The sequence below is a fragment of the Thermostichus sp. MS-CIW-26 genome (assembly GCF_054059115.1).
This window is the reverse complement of the sequence record NZ_JBSSBV010000021.1, coordinates 25,143-39,484: the sequence shown is the minus strand read 5'-3', so window position 1 is coordinate 39,484 and position 14,342 is coordinate 25,143. Positions and strand designations below refer to the sequence as shown.

At 56.8% G+C, this 14,342-nt stretch carries 14 protein-coding genes and 1 pseudogene; 6 read left to right on the top strand and 9 right to left on the bottom strand.

Annotation, left to right across the window (positions count from 1 at the left end):
* Positions 1-147 precede the first annotated feature (147 nt).
* The 4 genes and pseudogenes from ACVWZU_RS08605 to ACVWZU_RS08590 all read right to left on the bottom strand — a co-directional run bounded on the left by ACVWZU_RS08605 (position 148) and on the right by ACVWZU_RS08590 (position 2,718).
* Entirely contained in the window at positions 148-1,173 is a 1,026-nt protein-coding gene (locus ACVWZU_RS08605) for a hypothetical protein (protein WP_011433009.1), read from the bottom strand.
* Positions 1,164-1,766, bottom strand: a complete 603-nt coding sequence (locus ACVWZU_RS08600; protein WP_083757641.1) for a J domain-containing protein — start codon at positions 1,764-1,766, stop codon at positions 1,164-1,166. Before ACVWZU_RS08600 ends, ACVWZU_RS08605 begins: the two co-directional genes overlap by 10 nt.
* Positions 1,767-1,916: 150 nt before the next feature.
* Positions 1,917-2,099, bottom strand: a pseudogene (locus ACVWZU_RS08595) (ATP-binding cassette domain-containing protein); the annotation flags it as partial.
* Between the two features lie 193 nt (positions 2,100-2,292).
* Positions 2,293-2,718, bottom strand: a complete 426-nt coding sequence (locus tag ACVWZU_RS08590) for a hypothetical protein (protein WP_414522542.1) — start codon at positions 2,716-2,718, stop codon at positions 2,293-2,295.
* A gap of 130 nt (positions 2,719-2,848) precedes the next feature.
* On the opposite strand from ACVWZU_RS08590, the gene ACVWZU_RS08585 reads away from it, so the two are divergent.
* Positions 2,849-3,484 (top strand): exopolysaccharide biosynthesis protein, encoded by a 636-nt coding sequence (locus ACVWZU_RS08585; protein WP_457444399.1) that lies wholly within the window; start codon positions 2,849-2,851, stop codon positions 3,482-3,484.
* Between the two features lie 38 nt (positions 3,485-3,522).
* On the opposite strand, the gene ACVWZU_RS08580 is transcribed toward ACVWZU_RS08585, so the two are convergent.
* From ACVWZU_RS08580 to sufB, 5 genes are all read right to left on the bottom strand, one after another.
* Positions 3,523-4,686 (bottom strand): S-layer homology domain-containing protein, encoded by a 1,164-nt coding sequence (locus tag ACVWZU_RS08580; RefSeq protein ID WP_457444380.1) that lies wholly within the window; start codon positions 4,684-4,686, stop codon positions 3,523-3,525.
* Between the two features lie 308 nt (positions 4,687-4,994).
* Positions 4,995-6,296 (bottom strand): Fe-S cluster assembly protein SufD, encoded by a 1,302-nt coding sequence (gene sufD / locus ACVWZU_RS08575; RefSeq protein ID WP_457444378.1) that lies wholly within the window; start codon positions 6,294-6,296, stop codon positions 4,995-4,997.
* A complete protein-coding gene (sufC, locus tag ACVWZU_RS08570; RefSeq protein WP_457444376.1) occupies positions 6,293-7,108 on the bottom strand; it encodes a Fe-S cluster assembly ATPase SufC in 816 nt (271 codons plus the stop codon). The genes sufD and sufC overlap by 4 nt, the downstream gene beginning before the upstream one ends.
* Before the next feature lie 97 nt (positions 7,109-7,205).
* Positions 7,206-7,604 carry a large-conductance mechanosensitive channel protein MscL gene (gene mscL / locus ACVWZU_RS08565; RefSeq protein WP_011431004.1) on the bottom strand — a complete coding sequence of 133 codons (399 nt, stop codon included), beginning with the start codon at positions 7,602-7,604 and terminating at the stop codon, positions 7,206-7,208.
* A gap of 244 nt (positions 7,605-7,848) precedes the next feature.
* Positions 7,849-9,285 carry a Fe-S cluster assembly protein SufB gene (gene sufB / locus ACVWZU_RS08560; RefSeq protein WP_414349663.1) on the bottom strand — a complete coding sequence of 479 codons (1,437 nt, stop codon included), beginning with the start codon at positions 9,283-9,285 and terminating at the stop codon, positions 7,849-7,851.
* A gap of 180 nt (positions 9,286-9,465) precedes the next feature.
* Between sufB and sufR the strand changes: the two genes are divergently transcribed.
* From sufR to ACVWZU_RS08535, 5 genes are all read left to right on the top strand, one after another.
* Positions 9,466-10,182 (top strand): iron-sulfur cluster biosynthesis transcriptional regulator SufR, encoded by a 717-nt coding sequence (gene sufR, locus ACVWZU_RS08555; protein ID WP_457444373.1) that lies wholly within the window; start codon positions 9,466-9,468, stop codon positions 10,180-10,182.
* A 275-nt stretch (positions 10,183-10,457) separates the two neighbouring features.
* Complete coding sequence (locus tag ACVWZU_RS08550; RefSeq protein WP_457444371.1) at positions 10,458-11,528, top strand: 3-deoxy-7-phosphoheptulonate synthase; 1,071 nt, start codon at positions 10,458-10,460, stop codon at positions 11,526-11,528.
* 141 nt (positions 11,529-11,669) lie between these two features.
* On the top strand, positions 11,670-12,116 hold the full coding sequence (gene folB, locus ACVWZU_RS08545) for a dihydroneopterin aldolase (protein WP_457444369.1): 447 nt from the start codon (positions 11,670-11,672) through the stop codon (positions 12,114-12,116).
* 30 nt (positions 12,117-12,146) lie between these two features.
* Positions 12,147-12,728, top strand: coding sequence for a tRNA-(ms[2]io[6]A)-hydroxylase (miaE, locus tag ACVWZU_RS08540; RefSeq protein ID WP_414407103.1), 582 nt, complete (start codon positions 12,147-12,149; stop codon positions 12,726-12,728).
* A 33-nt stretch (positions 12,729-12,761) separates the two neighbouring features.
* Complete coding sequence (locus ACVWZU_RS08535; protein ID WP_457406074.1) at positions 12,762-14,111, top strand: sensor histidine kinase; 1,350 nt, start codon at positions 12,762-12,764, stop codon at positions 14,109-14,111.
* Positions 14,112-14,342: the final 231 nt, after the last annotated feature.

Genomic DNA, 14,342 nt, shown 5'->3' with positions numbered 1-14,342 from the left:
ATGGCCTCTGTCGTTTCCAGTGAGACAGACGCGGATTGCTCGCAGAAAGAGGGATCCCCAAAAAGAGATCAAGGATCCTCAAGGACGGACAAACCTGACTAAGGTGGTTGGAATGACCTGAAAACAACCGATAACCAATGGGTTATTTCAAGTTACACGCTGGAGAGGAATGTAGAGCACATGCTCTCTCCCCTTGCCAATGGGCAACTGCGGCCCAAGACTGGCCTTCTGTTGTCCCAACCAGATGATCAGGTTTTTGTTCTCAGGATAGTATTCCAAAACATACTTGATGAAGTCATCAATTGTACATGGCTCGTTGAAACCTCCCATCCACTGATGAAAGTGGCTATGCACTTCGCTGGCTATAGTAATCAGGTTGGAAAGATTTGCTGCAATCTTTGGATAGTGCGCTTCAGAGTAGAGATGGTGAACCGTTAGGCTACTGGCTGTTTTTCGAGTAACTCTACAGAGATTTTTATCCCTTCTTCTTGCAAGCTCTTTTGCTCTTTCTATCTGCCTTTGTCTATCCTGGATTGTCTTGACGATTGCCTGAATCTGGGGTTCAATGCGTTCGCCAACATCTCGACACCAGTCTTTTCTGTGGTTTTGCTTGAGGACTTCTACCATAATCTTGGCAAGCTCATAGATGCCTCGCAAAGAGAGGTAGACAGTGTCGTCGTTGCCAAAGCGTGTGTAATGAACGTCTTTGATGAGTTTACTTTGTTTTGATGCAATCTCAAGCGCTTTCTTAAGGTAATCAGTTCGAGTTCCAAAGATCGTCACAACATCTTGAAGAGATAGCCAAAACTGATCTTGTCTTCTGACCAGAGAGGAGCTGTTTTCGAGGATCCTATGATCCACCAGAGCCTTCTGCCTCTTGCGATACTCTTCCTTGAACCAATTCCTAATGCTTGTGCTAATGCTTGTGTCTGTAGAGTACTTACGACCTTGCTCTGACCTAGACCTTAAAAAGGATAAAATGGCGTAAGCACCAGACTGCGTGTATTCTCTCAGCCCCGAACTTTTGTTGATAACGCGATAGTCTTTACCTTCCACCAGTTCCCACTCATCATCAGGGATACTGTCAAAGTAGGCTTCAATCTCCCTGAGTTCCTCAAGGCTGATACCCAAAAATTCGGCGAGCTTGTTTGAAGAAACATAGACTATAGCCATTGCTCAAATTTCTCCGTAAGGCTTTTGTAGAAGAGAGTCAATCGCTGGAAAATTTTGTCATCCCCGGTTGGAGAATCGGGATGGTAGATCTTGCTCAGGCGATAAAAGGCAGCTTTGATGTCCTCATTGGTAGCTCGATCGGGGTCAAGTCCAAAAACCCGCCATGGCAAGTCGTACTTGAAGATGTTGATCCCGTTGATGCAGCCATACCCCTCTTCCCCCTCTTCGTTGGGAAGGATCCCGATGTGCTGACGATAAATGCGCTCCAAATCGTCTATGTTGGATAAGCTCAGCTTGCCCATGCCGCTGGTTGCCAGTTTGAAGCTGGCTGACTTTCTCAGCTCGGCTGCGTTTTTAACGCCAAAGTGGTTGTAAATCGCTTTCTGCAGCTCTTTGACAGACAACCGAGGCGGTGGCTGTAGCTGCCTGACCACAAACCGCGCAAAATTCTCCAGGAGTTCCTTAGAGATGCCGTAGGTATCGGAAAGGCGCTGGATTTCTGCAGCAATCGCCCCTTGCGGATCGGGCTTGGTCTCTTCTCTTGAGGTTGCCCTAGTTGTTTTTGGTTTTGTGCTGGCGGCTTTTTTGGGCATGGCTTCCCCTCAAGTCAGTGATGCCAAGTGTAGATCCGCACAAAACTTATAGGCTGTCTGTGAATTTATTTGCACAATGATGCAGACAATCTTAGGTCAGTGTAACAATGTTGCCGGTACCTGTAAAGCTTTGCACCACATAAGCTTCGCCATACCGATGCCCAGTTGGATGGCTTGGTGTGGGGAGCAGATCCGCACTGGGCGGCCCCGCAGGCGAATCTCGCCAGCATCCGGCTGGTAGAGGCCCGCCAGCATGTTCATCAGGGTGGTTTTCCCGGCGCCATTCTCCCCCCGGAGAGCGTAAATCTCCCCGGCCCGTAGTTCAAAGTCCACGCTAGAGCGCCCCCAGCTTGCCTGTTCGGTTGAGTTCCCCCGCCAGGATCCCTACCAGACAGGCTCTCTCATAAAAAGGCTGATCATAAATGGAAGGCTCTCTGAAGAAAGAGGTACACAGGTTGAGTACCACCTTTCCTTGGCAGTGAACGTATTTCCGGCTACTTTTCAGCGCCAACTTGGGGCCGCCCCTTCAGCTTTTGGGGATCAGTCGCTTCGGACAGGCAGCACGGATATGGGATTCGCTCAGGTCGGGCATGAGAGCCAAGGCCCGCTGAGCATCAATTTGCGCTTCGCACACTGCCTCCAGTACCTGCTCAGCCATCAAGGAAAGGGGCATATCGGCGGTTTGCTCGGGATCGGTATCCACGGAAATTTGTCGGACTCTCACAGGGGGGGGTGGTAACACCGGCGGAGCTGCCTGCGGGGATAGGGTGGTGGAAGTGCCCACCTCCAACTGCGCTTCTGCCAGGGCCACACCGTGCCCCACTATCAGTAGGGATCCCAGCAGCAGGGGCCATCCTAGCCTACGACCCCCTCTGCCGAACTGAGTTGGATACTTCTGCCATTGCTCCAGACCGCTGATGTTCTCGGCCCTGTTGAGCCTGTTGCCGAGCATGTCACCTCTCCAAAACCACCCCTTTGCTCAAGATATCCAACACAACTTGAATTTGCAGTAGGCTATCGTTGGCCCTCCAGGTAGTGCCCACCCGTTGCCAAACTTTGCCCGCTCCAGCCCTGCCCCCTCTATGGCCCGTCTGTCTCAAGAGCTAGCCCGGTTTTCCCGCCTTCCTGAGAGCCCAGAGCAACCCGAACCCTCCCTGGAAGGGTTGATCCGCATCGAAGACATTCTAAAACTGGCGGGCGAGCGCAGTTTTGGCTTGTTTTTGGCAGTGCTCTCTTTCCCTTCTGCTCTGCCGCTGCCAGCTCCCGGCTATTCCACTCCCTTTGGTGTGTTCATTGTGTTGCTGGCCCTTCAACTGGTGGCAGGGCGAACCACCCCTTGGCTGCCGAAATGGGTGTTGCAGACCTCTGTTGAACGGAAGCAATTTCAAAAGTGGGCGCAGGCCGGGATCCCGTGGCTGCAGCGGATTGAAAAGATTGCCCGTCCCCGCTGGCGGCAGCTCTGCACCACACGGCTTGGCCAAGTCTGGCTGGGCACCTGGATTGGCTTGATGGGGATTTCCATGATCATCCCCGTTCCAGGCACCAACACTCTGCCGGCGATGGGGGTTTTCGTCACCGCCTTTGGGCTTTTGGAAGAAGACGGGATCCTGTGCAGCTTGGGATCCCTGATCTGTGTGGCAGGAGGACTGCTGACCACTTCCATTTTGATCGGCCTGTGGTGGGGGGGAACAACCCTCTTGGATTGGCTGGGGAGATAGCCGTGCCGACACCACTTATGATTCCGGCCTTGCACCGGTTATCGGGATGTCGGGGCCAGCGCCAGATCCTGAGTGAGGCGCAACTCGATCACCTGATTGGGATCCAGCACCACCACCTGTGGTGCCGTTACATTGCCAATTACCGCTCCGGCCACCCCCGCCCCCAGCACTTCTTCTGTGGCAATGGCATTGTCTCCGGTTACCAAGCCGAGAATGGCGCCCGCTGCCGCGCCGATGGCTGCATCCTGAATGATTTTGCCTGTGGTGGTGTAGCGGGGATCCTTGACATCGTGGATGATGTCTGACTGGGCAGCCAAGGGGAACAGTTGGTTGTTGACAATGATGCTTTCCGCCACAAAACGGGTGCCCCCTGGGGCTGGCTCAAAGCGGCCATCCACCCGCGAGCCAAAAGGCACCAGAATATCCCCCTGGGCGTTGCGAATCGGGTTGCGGACGATCAAAGACATGGGCCGGGTTTCGTTGGGGGCAATGAAGAGGCGCTCGTTGAAGGGGGTGGTGGTTTGCATCAAGGTGCCCGCCGCCAGCGTGGAAAGGCGCAGGTCAAAGCCTGGCTGGGAACCGGAGGGCAAGCCCCCTGGGTTTTGTGCCACCAAGGATCCCCGGCTGAGCATGGCCTGGTGGGTGAAGGCTGCTACCTCGGCGCGAGTGGCGGGACGGTTGGGTTCCAAGAGCATCGGGTCTGGATAATTGACGATCAACCCGGCGCGGTTGGCCGCCGCAATTTGTGCCAGGGCCCAATTGGGGATGGCTGCCGCATCTCGGTAGCGGCTGAAGAGATCTCCGGGCTGAGCGGCTGGGATCGCTCCCGTGTTGCCAATGGCGTTGGTCAAAACCACCAGCGCTTCGGTGCGGGTAACGGGCTGTTCAGGACGGAAGGTGCCATCGGGAAAGCCTGCCACCAGGTTGTTGGCTGCTGCCGTCGAGATGGCGCTGGCTGCCCAGTGGGTGGGGGGCACATCCCGGAAGCCGATGAAAGTACCGGAGGTATTGCGGAGGCGGAAAGCGGTATTGACAATGGTGGCAAACTGAGCGCGGGTAACCGGCTCATTGGGGCGGAAGGTGCCATCGGGGAAGCCGTTCAACACTCCCTGAGCGGAGAGGGTCTCAATGTAGGCTTGGGCCCAGTGACCAAAGGTGTCGCGGAAAGGGGCGGCCATGGCCACCTGGCAGTGGATACCCAAGACAGCTCCCGATAGGAGTATGCCTGCTGCACGTGGAGTTAAAAGAGAGGGAAACATCGTTCGTTCACCGAGTTGTCGTAGCGCCCATCGCTGGGTCAATGGCTACTCTTATTCTGGCTATTTCCTCAGTGATGACAATGGCTAAAACCCTTACTCTGAGGTAATTTGAGCGTTTCTAACCTAAGATTTGCAGCAAAACGCAACTGCAGAAGATTGATAAGGAAACCCCTAAATCTCTGTCGCGTCAGTGCTGCCTATCCATTACGCCCCAGCCTGGCCACTCTTGAGGGTCATGGGGGAGCAACAACCTATTGGTTGAATCCATGGGATCCCAACTGGCGGGCCACCAGGGCGGGAAGTTGAGCCAACGGGATCCCTTCCAGGACTTCTGTCGCAAAAGCACAGGTGAGCAATTGGCGGGCCTGAGCTTGGGGAATACCCCGGCTTTGCAGATAGAAGATCTCTTCCATCTCCAGTTGGCTAACGGTGGCCCCGTGGGCACATTTGACGTTGTCAGCAAAGATTTCCAGTTGCGGCTGGGTGTTGACCCGTGCTTTGGGGCCTAGGAGCAGGTTGCGGTTGGTCTGGGCGGCATCTGTCAGTTGGGCCTCTCGGCTCACCAGAATCCGTCCGCTGAAGACCGCATGGGCCGTCTCGTCCACGATGCACTTGTGCAATTGGCGGCTGCTGCCGTGGGGGGCCTGATGCACCAAGCGGGAGTGGGTGTCGCTGTGCTGGGATCCCTTCAGCAGCGTTAGCCCCTGCAGTTGGGTGTGGGCCTGGGCTCCGGCTTGGGTGATCTCCAGGTTGTGGCGAGAAAACTGGGATCCCCACTGAATCGCCTGGAGGCGGTAGTGGCTGTTGCGGCTTTGGCGCACGGCGGTCTGGTTGATGTGGAAGGCTGGGGATCCCTGCCTTTGCAAAATCACATGGTGCAAACGAGATCCCTCTGCCAGGGCGATCTCCGTAACCGCGTTGCCAAAGGGGATCCCGGATCCCAGGGATACATGATCTTCGATCAGCGTGAGGGAGCTGTGGGCTTGCAAAGACAGCAGGCAGCGGGGCTGGGCCAAAACGGCCTCTCCCTCAGGAGCCACCGTTATGAACAGCAGGTGCAGCGGTGACGGAACTTCCTGGCCGGGCTGTAGGCCAATCTGGATCCCATCTCCCAGATGAGCGGTGTTGAGGGCCGTAAACACATCCGTCTTGGCCAGGGTTTGCAGCAACTCCCCTGGGGCTTGGGCTAAAGGGATCACCTGCAAAGCGGTGGGCAGGCCGCTCAAATCAGAAAGCTGGGGGGCAAAGTAGCCGTTGACGAACACGGCGCGGCTATAGCTGGCTTCCGGCCAAAGCCAGGGCTCTAGGGTTGCTGCATCCAGAGCCGGATCCGCCGCGGCAGCCAGGCGAAACTCGTGGGCCAGCAGTGGCGAGAGATCGCTGTATTTCCAATCCTCTTCCCGTGGGGTCGGGATCCCCAGTTCGGCCAATTGGGCGCGGGCCTGCTGCCTAAGGGTGGTGTAGGGATCCTGCCTTTCCGGGATTTGGCCGAGGATGTGCTCCAGGAATAGGCGGCTCTCTGGGGCAAAAGGTTTGGGCAAGGTGGCGCTCATCCCTCTTTCTCCTGCCGAGATGTCGCAGCTGCCGGTTCTTGACCCGACTGAGTTTTGATCCAGTCGTAGCCCCGTTCCTCCAGCTCCAGCGCCAAGGTCTTGTCCCCACTGATGACGATACGACCCCCCTCCATCACGTGCACGTAGTCGGGGGTAACATAGTCCAGCAAGCGTTGGTAGTGGGTGATCAAGAGCATGGCATTCTCAGAGCCGGCCAGTCGGTTGATGCCCTGGGCCACAATGCGCAGCGCGTCGATATCCAGGCCGGAATCCGTCTCGTCCAAAATGGCCAGCGTGGGCTCCAACACCGCCATTTGCAGGATCTCGTTGCGCTTTTTCTCACCGCCGGAAAAGCCCTCATTCACAGAGCGCTCCAAAAAAACGGGATCCATTTTGACAATATCCAACTTTTCCCGTACCAGGTCGTCAAAATCCAGAGCATCCAGTTCCGGCTGATCCCGATATTTCTGGCGAGCGTTGTAGGCGGCGCGCAGGAAATCCAAGTTGCTCACCCCTGGGATTTCGATGGGGTATTGAAATGCCAAAAAGATCCCTGCCCAAGCCCTCTCTTCTGGCTCCATCTCCAAGAGATTTTTTCCCAGGTAGAGGATCTCGCCCCCCGTCACCCTGTAGTCAGGGTGGCCGGCTAAGATCTTGGAAAAAGTGCTTTTTCCAGAACCATTGGGGCCCATGATGGCGTGGATTTCTCCGGCGCGAATTTCCAGGCTCAACCCCTTGAGAATGGGGGTGCCATCGATCTCGGCGCTGAGATCTCGAACGGATAAGATGACAGGGCTGTTTTCGCAGATCATAGCTAGACTCTAGAGTTGCCACTGAAGGGCAGGGATTGGAAGGTTAAGGGATCCCTAAACCAGGTTTGGATTTTGGGCCTAAGGATCCCCTATAGCTCTATTGGGAGTGGCGATTGAGGATATCCCGGATCTCTGTCAGCAAAACCACTTCTGGTGGGGGCAATGTGGGAGGAGATTCTTCCTCCTTTCGCTGTAGGGTGTTGATCGCCTTCACCAGTAAGAAGATGGCAAAAGCGATAATCACAAAATCAAACACAGCTTGCAGAAAGCTACCGTAGTTAATCGTAACTGGGTCTTCAGGACTTCCACCGATTTTCCAGACCAAGTTCTGGAAGCTCACTCCACCAATCATCAAGCCTAAAACCGGAGTAAATAGATCTGCTACAAAAGAAGTCACAATCTTCCCAAAAGCACCTCCAATAACAACGCCAACAGCCAAATCTAAGGCATTGCCCCGGCTGATGAACTTTTTGAACTCCTCCAGAAATGCCCTCATGGGGAACTTCTCCTGCCTAGCCTTACGGTTCAAAACTCCTTGATTATCCCCTCTCCCCCCCTGCATCCATGCGCTGTTTGCAACGTCGCCAAGCCCTTGGGCCGCCTCTGGCTTCAGGGGATCACAGCCCTCTGCCTTGGGAGTTACCTAACCCCTTACCCTTCTCCTGAAAATGGCAGCGCCTGCTCCCACAGCGTGTCAGCGGCATCGCCCACTTGCTCAGCTTCGCATTGGGAGCAATCCCCTAGCCGACGGATCCCTCTAACTTCAGGCTCAGCAATCGATCGGCTTCTACAGCAAACTCCATCGGCAGTTGGTTGAACACTTCTCGGCAGAAGCCGCTGATGATCATGGACACAGCATCTTCCGCAGAGATGCCGCGGGACTGGAAGTAGAACAATTGCTCTTCTCCAATCTTAGAGGTGGAAGCTTCGTGCTCCACTTTGGCGGTGTTGTTTTGCACCTCGATATAGGGGAAGGTGTTGGCGCTGCACTGATCCCCGATCAACATGGAATCGCACTGGGAAAAATTGCGGGCACCTTCCGCTTTCGGCCCGATTTTGACCAGGCCGCGGTAGCTGTTTTTGGAATGCCCAGCCGAGATCCCTTTGGAGATAATTTTGCTGCGGGTGTTGCGGCCCACGTGAATCATCTTGGTGCCGGTATCGGCCTGCTGGTAGTTGTTGGTTAGGGCAACCGAGTAAAATTCGCCCACCGAGTTTTCCCCCACCAGCACACAGCTGGGGTACTTCCAGGTGATGGCGGAGCCGGTCTCCACTTGCGTCCAGGAGATCTTGGAGTTTGCCCCCTGACACAGGCCGCGCTTGGTTACAAAGTTATAAATGCCCCCTTTGCCGTTTTCGTCGCCGGCATACCAGTTCTGCACCGTCGAGTACTTGATCTCGGCATTGTCTAGGGCGATCAGCTCCACCACCGCCGCATGCAGTTGGTTGGTGTCGAACATGGGGGCAGTACACCCTTCCAAGTAGCTGACGTAGGATCCCTCGTCGGCAATGATCAAGGTGCGCTCAAACTGGCCCGATTCGCCGTTGTTGATGCGGAAATAGGTGGAAAGCTCCATGGGACAGCGCACCCCTTTGGGCACATAGACAAAGGATCCATCACTGAACACTGCCGAGTTCAGCGCCGCGTAGTAGTTATCAGCAATGGGAACCACACTGCCCAAGTACTTGCGCACCAGCTCCGGATACTCCCGCAGTGCCTCCGACATGGAGCAGAAGATCACGCCTTCCTTGGCCAGCTTTTCCCGGAAGGTGGTGGCCACCGAAACGCTGTCGAAGATGGCATCCACCGCCACATTGGCCAGCCGCTTCTGTTCAGACAAGGGGATCCCCAATTTCTCGAAGGTCTCCAACAGCACCGGATCCACTTCGTCCAGGCTCTTTTTCTTGGGCTGCACCTTGGGGGCCGAGTAGTAGACAATGTTTTGGTAGTCGATGGGCGGGTAGCTGACGTTGGGCCAGGTGGGCTCGCTCATCTTCAGCCACTGGCGGTAGGCCCGCAGCCGGAACTCTAGCATAAAGTCTGGCTCCCCTTTCTTGGCCCAGATCTGCCGAATCACCTCTTCGTTCAAGCCTTTGCCAATCGACTCAGAGGGGATGTCGGTTACAAAGCCGTACTTGTAGGGCTGGTTGACCAGGGCGCGGACGCTCGTAGACATGGATGGCTCTCGGGTAGTGACAGGGTAGAAACGCGACTAAGACAGATGGCCAAATAAAACAACAGAGTTGTTGTTTAACTGATCCTCAGGTTACTTTAGCAATGATCCCGTTGTCAAAATAGCAGAGAGCTGTGCTGGCAGCGGCAGCCGATGGATCCCAGTCTAACCAGGAGGGCGAGGGTGGACAGCGCGCGCAAGATCACCGGGCAGGTCGCTCAACCCGCTTCGAGTAAGCAGGCCATCTTGGTCTATCTGCGCAAGGCGGGGCAGGCCAACGCCCAAACTCTGGCAGAGCACCTGCGCATTTCTCCCCAGGCCATCCGCCGCCACCTCAAGGATCTGGAGGCAGAGGGGTTGATCCAACATATCGCTCAACCCAATGGTCTAGGGCGACCCCAGCATCTCTATCAGCTCAGCCCCTTGGGAGAAGAGCAGTTCCCCGCCAGCTACGATGAGTTTGCCCTTGGCCTGCTCAACACCCTGGCCGAAACCCTGGGATCCGAACAGATGGGATCCCTTCTCCACCACCAGTGGCAGCGCAAAGCCCGGGAGTATCAGGCCCAACTGGGATCTGGATCCCTACGGGAGCGGCTGGAGCGCTTGGTGCAGTTGCGCCAGGCGGAGGGTTACATGGCGGAGTACTACCCCTATCCTGCCGACCTGACTGTGCCGCTAGCAGCAGAGGGATCCGAGTATTACGTCGAGCAGTATGTGTTGGTTGAGCACAATTGCGCCATTGCCCAGATTGCCCACACCTTTCCCAGCGTCTGCGGCCACGAACTGGAGATGTTTGCTGCCGCCTTGCCCGATTGCCGAGTAGAGCGCATCACCTGGCAGGTGCAGGGAGAACACCCCTGCGGCTACTGGATTGCCAAGCCGGCGGCTCGGTCGACTTAAGACTTCCCCAGGAAACCGGATCCCTGAGGTGTCAAACGAGGTTTTTTCGGGTATAGTTATCTCGTACAGGTTTTAAGTTTGCTCTCCGCATGGTCTGGCGCGCTTCCTTTTTTGGCTACTTTAGCTTTCCCTGGCAACGACCAGGGCAGAAGGGTGGCGCGTAAACAAAGACCTACAGTTTACCCGAGTCAGTCCTGAAGCCCTGAGCCCAGCGCCAGGGCTTTTTTGATGGCTCGACGACCCCATCTACCCACTTGCACGCTGAGGACAGTTCCATGCCCCCTCAAACCGACAATTGCAATATCCAAGAGGTGACTCCCTTGATTGCCCCTGCTGCTGTCAAGGCCAAGCTGCCCCTTACGGAAACGGCAGCCCAGGTGGTGCTCTCCACTCGGCAAGCCATCCGCGACATCATCCACGGACGGGATCTCCATCGCTTGGTGGTGATCGTCGGCCCCTGTTCCATCCACGATCCCGCAGCGGCTCTGGAGTATGCCCATCGCCTCAAGCGGGTGGCCGACCAAACTCGGGAGCACCTAGTGGTTGTCATGCGTACGTATTTTGAGAAACCCCGCACCACGGTGGGCTGGAAGGGCCTGATCAACGATCCCCACCTGGATGGCTCCTGCGACATTGCCACCGGCCTGCAACTGGCCCGTTCCATTCTCTTGCAGATCAACGAGCTGGGCCTGGCCTGTGCCACCGAGATGCTGGATCCGGTGACCCCTCAATACACGGCGGATCTGGTGAGCTGGGCGGCCATTGGCGCCAGAACCATCGAAAGCCAAACTCACCGGGAAATGGCCAGCGGTCTCTCCATGCCTGTGGGCTTCAAAAACGGCACCGACGGGCGGCTGGAAATTGCGCTCAATGCCATTCTCTCCGCCAGCCATCCCCACAGTTTCCTGGGCATCGGCCAAGATGGCATGACGGCTCTGGTGAAAACCACCGGCAACCCGGATCGGCACATTGTGTTGCGGGGGGGAGGGGGCAAGACCAACTACGGCCCGGAAGATGTGGCGCGGGCGGCACTGCTGATGAAGGATCAAGGGATCCCTCGCTCGGTGATGGTGGACTGCTCCCATGACAACTCCCACAAAAATTACCGCAACCAGGGATCCGTCTGTCGAGCGGTGCTACAGCAGTACCAGGCGGGGCAGCGGGCTCTGATGGGGCTGATGCTGGAGAGCAACCTCTACCCGGGCAAGCAAACCTGGCAGGAAGGGGCGTCGCTCCAGTACGGGGTTTCCATCACCGATGGCTGCATCGGCTGGGAAGAGACGGAAGATCTGTTGTGGGAGATGGCAGCGACCGTAGAGGGGAGAGCGTTGGCCCTCAGCCATTGAGGGATGGGGATCCCGGAGTTTGTTAAAGAATCAAAAAGGAAATGGGGACAAGGGGCAGCCTGCTCCTAGGGTCGAGCCAAGGTTTCGTTGTTTCGCCAGGCCCTGCGGGATAGGGTCTCCAGGTCGAGCTGGGAGGTTGTGATGGAGCTACAGATCCCCACCAGTGTCAGCAGCGACGGTCAGCAGCCCTATCCGGATCCCGATCGGATCCCTCGGCAACCCCCTGAGCAGTTGCGAGATCGGCTGATCGTCTCCGGCCTGCGCTACTACGGTTATACCGGTTTTGATGAGGCGGAACGGGCTTTGGGGCAATGGTTTGAGGTGGATTTCGAGTTGTGGGCGGATCTGCGCCCGGCTGCTCTCAGCGGCCAACTGTGTGATAGCCTCGACTACCGTTCTGCAGTGGCCGGGATTGCGGAACTGGTGAAAAGCAATCAGTTTGTGCTGATCGAGAGCTTGGCGGAGGCGATTGCCGAAATGGTGCTGCGGGAGACAGGGGCCAGCAAAGCTAAGATCCGATTGACCAAGTGTCATCCCCCGATCCCGGAGCTGACGGGGCGGGTTACTGTGGAGATTGTTCGTCCCTAGAACTTCTCTTAACCCTTTCCTACCGACCCTGTGCTTGCTCTAGAACTTGCTTCTCGTACCTCTGAGGACTGGATCGAACAGGCTACCCGGCACATCGATCTGGTCTTGCTAGACCACGCCAATTGTGAGAAAAAAGCAGCGGGCAACGCCCTCAGCTTGCTGTTTCGCTACCCGGCTAACGGGCGTTTGGTGGAAACCCTCTCGCCGCTGGCGCGGGAGGAGCTGCAGCATTTTGAGCGGGTGCATCGCCACCTGCAACGGTTGGGGATCCCCATCAAGCCCTTGTCGGCTGCGCCCTATGCCGGTCGTCTGAACCAACACCTGCGCCGCTCCGAGCCGGAGCATCTGTTGGATACCCTGCTGGTGGCAGCCATTATCGAGGCCCGCAGCCACGAACGCTTGGGCCTGTTGGGGATCCACGCGCCCGACCCAGAGCTGCGGCAGTTTTATCTCTGGCTGGCGGCTGCGGAGGAGCGCCATTGGCAGCTTTATTTGGATTTGGCCTTGGATCAGTTCCCTGCCGATCAGGTGCAGGAGCGGCTCGATACTCTACTCCAGGTGGAGGCCGAGATCTTGTCTTCCCTTCACCCCGAACCCCGTGTTCACAGCTAGCCCCACTCCGTTTCCCCCCGCGGTGCAGCTCCCATGTTTCAAGCGACGCGGCAGTGGTTGGCCTTCTGGTATACAACGGTTACGGCAGTGTTGCTGCTGTTGTTTGCCGGCAGCTTCTATTGGTACGTGCAGTCAACCCTGATCGAGCGGGTGGACGATACCCTTGGCCATGTGGTGGAAATTGTCGAGCGGTCTTTGGTGGTGGATGAGAGCCTCTTGGATCCGCAGCAAGCCCGCCGCAGCTTGGAGGCCAGCTTTCGGGATGATCCCAGCACCCTAGAGGACGATCACATCGACTTGGAGTGGTTCGGCCCTCAGGGAACGCTCATCTGGTCCACGGTACCCGGCGGGATCCCTGCCCCCCTATTGACCGAGGGATCCCTGCACACTGCCCGCATCGCTCCTGGGTATTGGCTGCGTCAGTTCACCGAGCCGATCGTGGCCCATGGGAAGCTGCTGGGCTATCTGCGGGTCAGCCATCCTTGGTTTGAGGTGAGCAAGCCAACGCGACAGTTGATCCGGGATCTTTCCCTCTGGGTGGTGGCCGGCTTGACGAGTGTGGGGGCCATTGGCTGGATGCTCTCCGGTTTGGCCATGCAGCCCATCCGGCAGTCTTATCAGCAGCTCAAGCAATTTACCGCCGATGCCTCCCACGAGCTGCGCAGTCCCTTGGCCAGCATCCAAACCGCGGTACAGGTGGCTTTGGCAGATTCCCAATTGGATGCCGACACCCGGCAGCGCTGGCAGATGGTGGAGCGGCTGTGTTTGCGGCTGGGTCGCCTGGTGGATGACCTGCTGTTTCTGGCCCGCCACGACAGCGGTATGGTGCCTTTCCAACCCCGTTGCTGTGCGCTGGATGCTCTGCTGCTGCAGGTGGTGGAAGAGCTGCAGGGCCTGGCCAACCAAAAACAGATCCGCTTGCAGCTGGAGATTGCTGCCCCTGAGAGCGGGACGGAACCTTCTCCCGCCCAGGTGGATCCCTTCGGTTTTTGGGGAGATGAAGATCAATTGGCCCGCCTGTTCACCAACCTGATTGAAAACGCCCTTCTCCACACTCCCCCGCAAGGAGAGGTGCAGGTGAGGCTGGAACAACGGCTGCGCTCCGGATCCCCAGAGCTGGTGGTACGGGTACAAGATACCGGGCCAGGGATCCCGCCTCAGGCTCTGCCCCATGTGTTCGATCGCTTTTATCGAGCAGATCCGGCTCGCAGCGGGGATCCCGGTCGCCTCTCGGGGTCAGGTTTGGGGCTGGCGATCGTCAAAAGCATTGCCCAACAGCATCAAGGTCAGGTGCAGGTGGAGAGCGAGCTGGGCCAGGGATCCAGCTTTGAAGTTATTTTGCCCCAGCGGCAGTTGGAAATCTGTACCCCAGAGAGAGTCTAAAAGTGCTCTGGAAAACAGACAGCCCTCGGTCAATATGCTAGCTTTAAGCCAAGATTGACTGAGTCTTTATTCAGAACTGTATTAAGAACCGTATTGGCCCAGTTGAACTGGATTTTTGGGTACTAGAGATCTTTCCTTTCCAGATTTAAGAACTTCTCTTTTTCCCCGATAAAACGGCAGAGATGGGATCGGATCCCAGGCTCTTGCCCTTCTCAGCCGGCTGCTGAGCTG

What these genes read in the sequence shown, in the direction of transcription:
- ACVWZU_RS08605 (WP_011433009.1), bottom strand. Translation starts at nt 1,173, where the DNA reads ATGGCTATAGTCTATGTTTCTTCAAACAAGCTCGCCGAATTTTTGGGT.
- ACVWZU_RS08600 (WP_083757641.1), bottom strand. Translation starts at nt 1,766, where the DNA reads ATGCCCAAAAAAGCCGCCAGCACAAAACCAAAAACAACTAGGGCAACC.
- ACVWZU_RS08590 (WP_414522542.1), bottom strand. Translation starts at nt 2,718, where the DNA reads ATGCTCGGCAACAGGCTCAACAGGGCCGAGAACATCAGCGGTCTGGAG.
- ACVWZU_RS08585 (WP_457444399.1), top strand. Translation starts at nt 2,849, where the DNA reads ATGGCCCGTCTGTCTCAAGAGCTAGCCCGGTTTTCCCGCCTTCCTGAG.
- sufD (WP_457444378.1), bottom strand. Translation starts at nt 6,296, where the DNA reads ATGAGCGCCACCTTGCCCAAACCTTTTGCCCCAGAGAGCCGCCTATTC.
- sufC (WP_457444376.1), bottom strand. Translation starts at nt 7,108, where the DNA reads ATGATCTGCGAAAACAGCCCTGTCATCTTATCCGTTCGAGATCTCAGC.
- mscL (WP_011431004.1), bottom strand. Translation starts at nt 7,604, where the DNA reads ATGAGGGCATTTCTGGAGGAGTTCAAAAAGTTCATCAGCCGGGGCAAT.
- sufB (WP_414349663.1), bottom strand. Translation starts at nt 9,285, where the DNA reads ATGTCTACGAGCGTCCGCGCCCTGGTCAACCAGCCCTACAAGTACGGC.
- ACVWZU_RS08550 (WP_457444371.1), top strand. Translation starts at nt 10,458, where the DNA reads ATGCCCCCTCAAACCGACAATTGCAATATCCAAGAGGTGACTCCCTTG.
- folB (WP_457444369.1), top strand. Translation starts at nt 11,670, where the DNA reads ATGGAGCTACAGATCCCCACCAGTGTCAGCAGCGACGGTCAGCAGCCC.
- ACVWZU_RS08535 (WP_457406074.1), top strand. Translation starts at nt 12,762, where the DNA reads ATGTTTCAAGCGACGCGGCAGTGGTTGGCCTTCTGGTATACAACGGTT.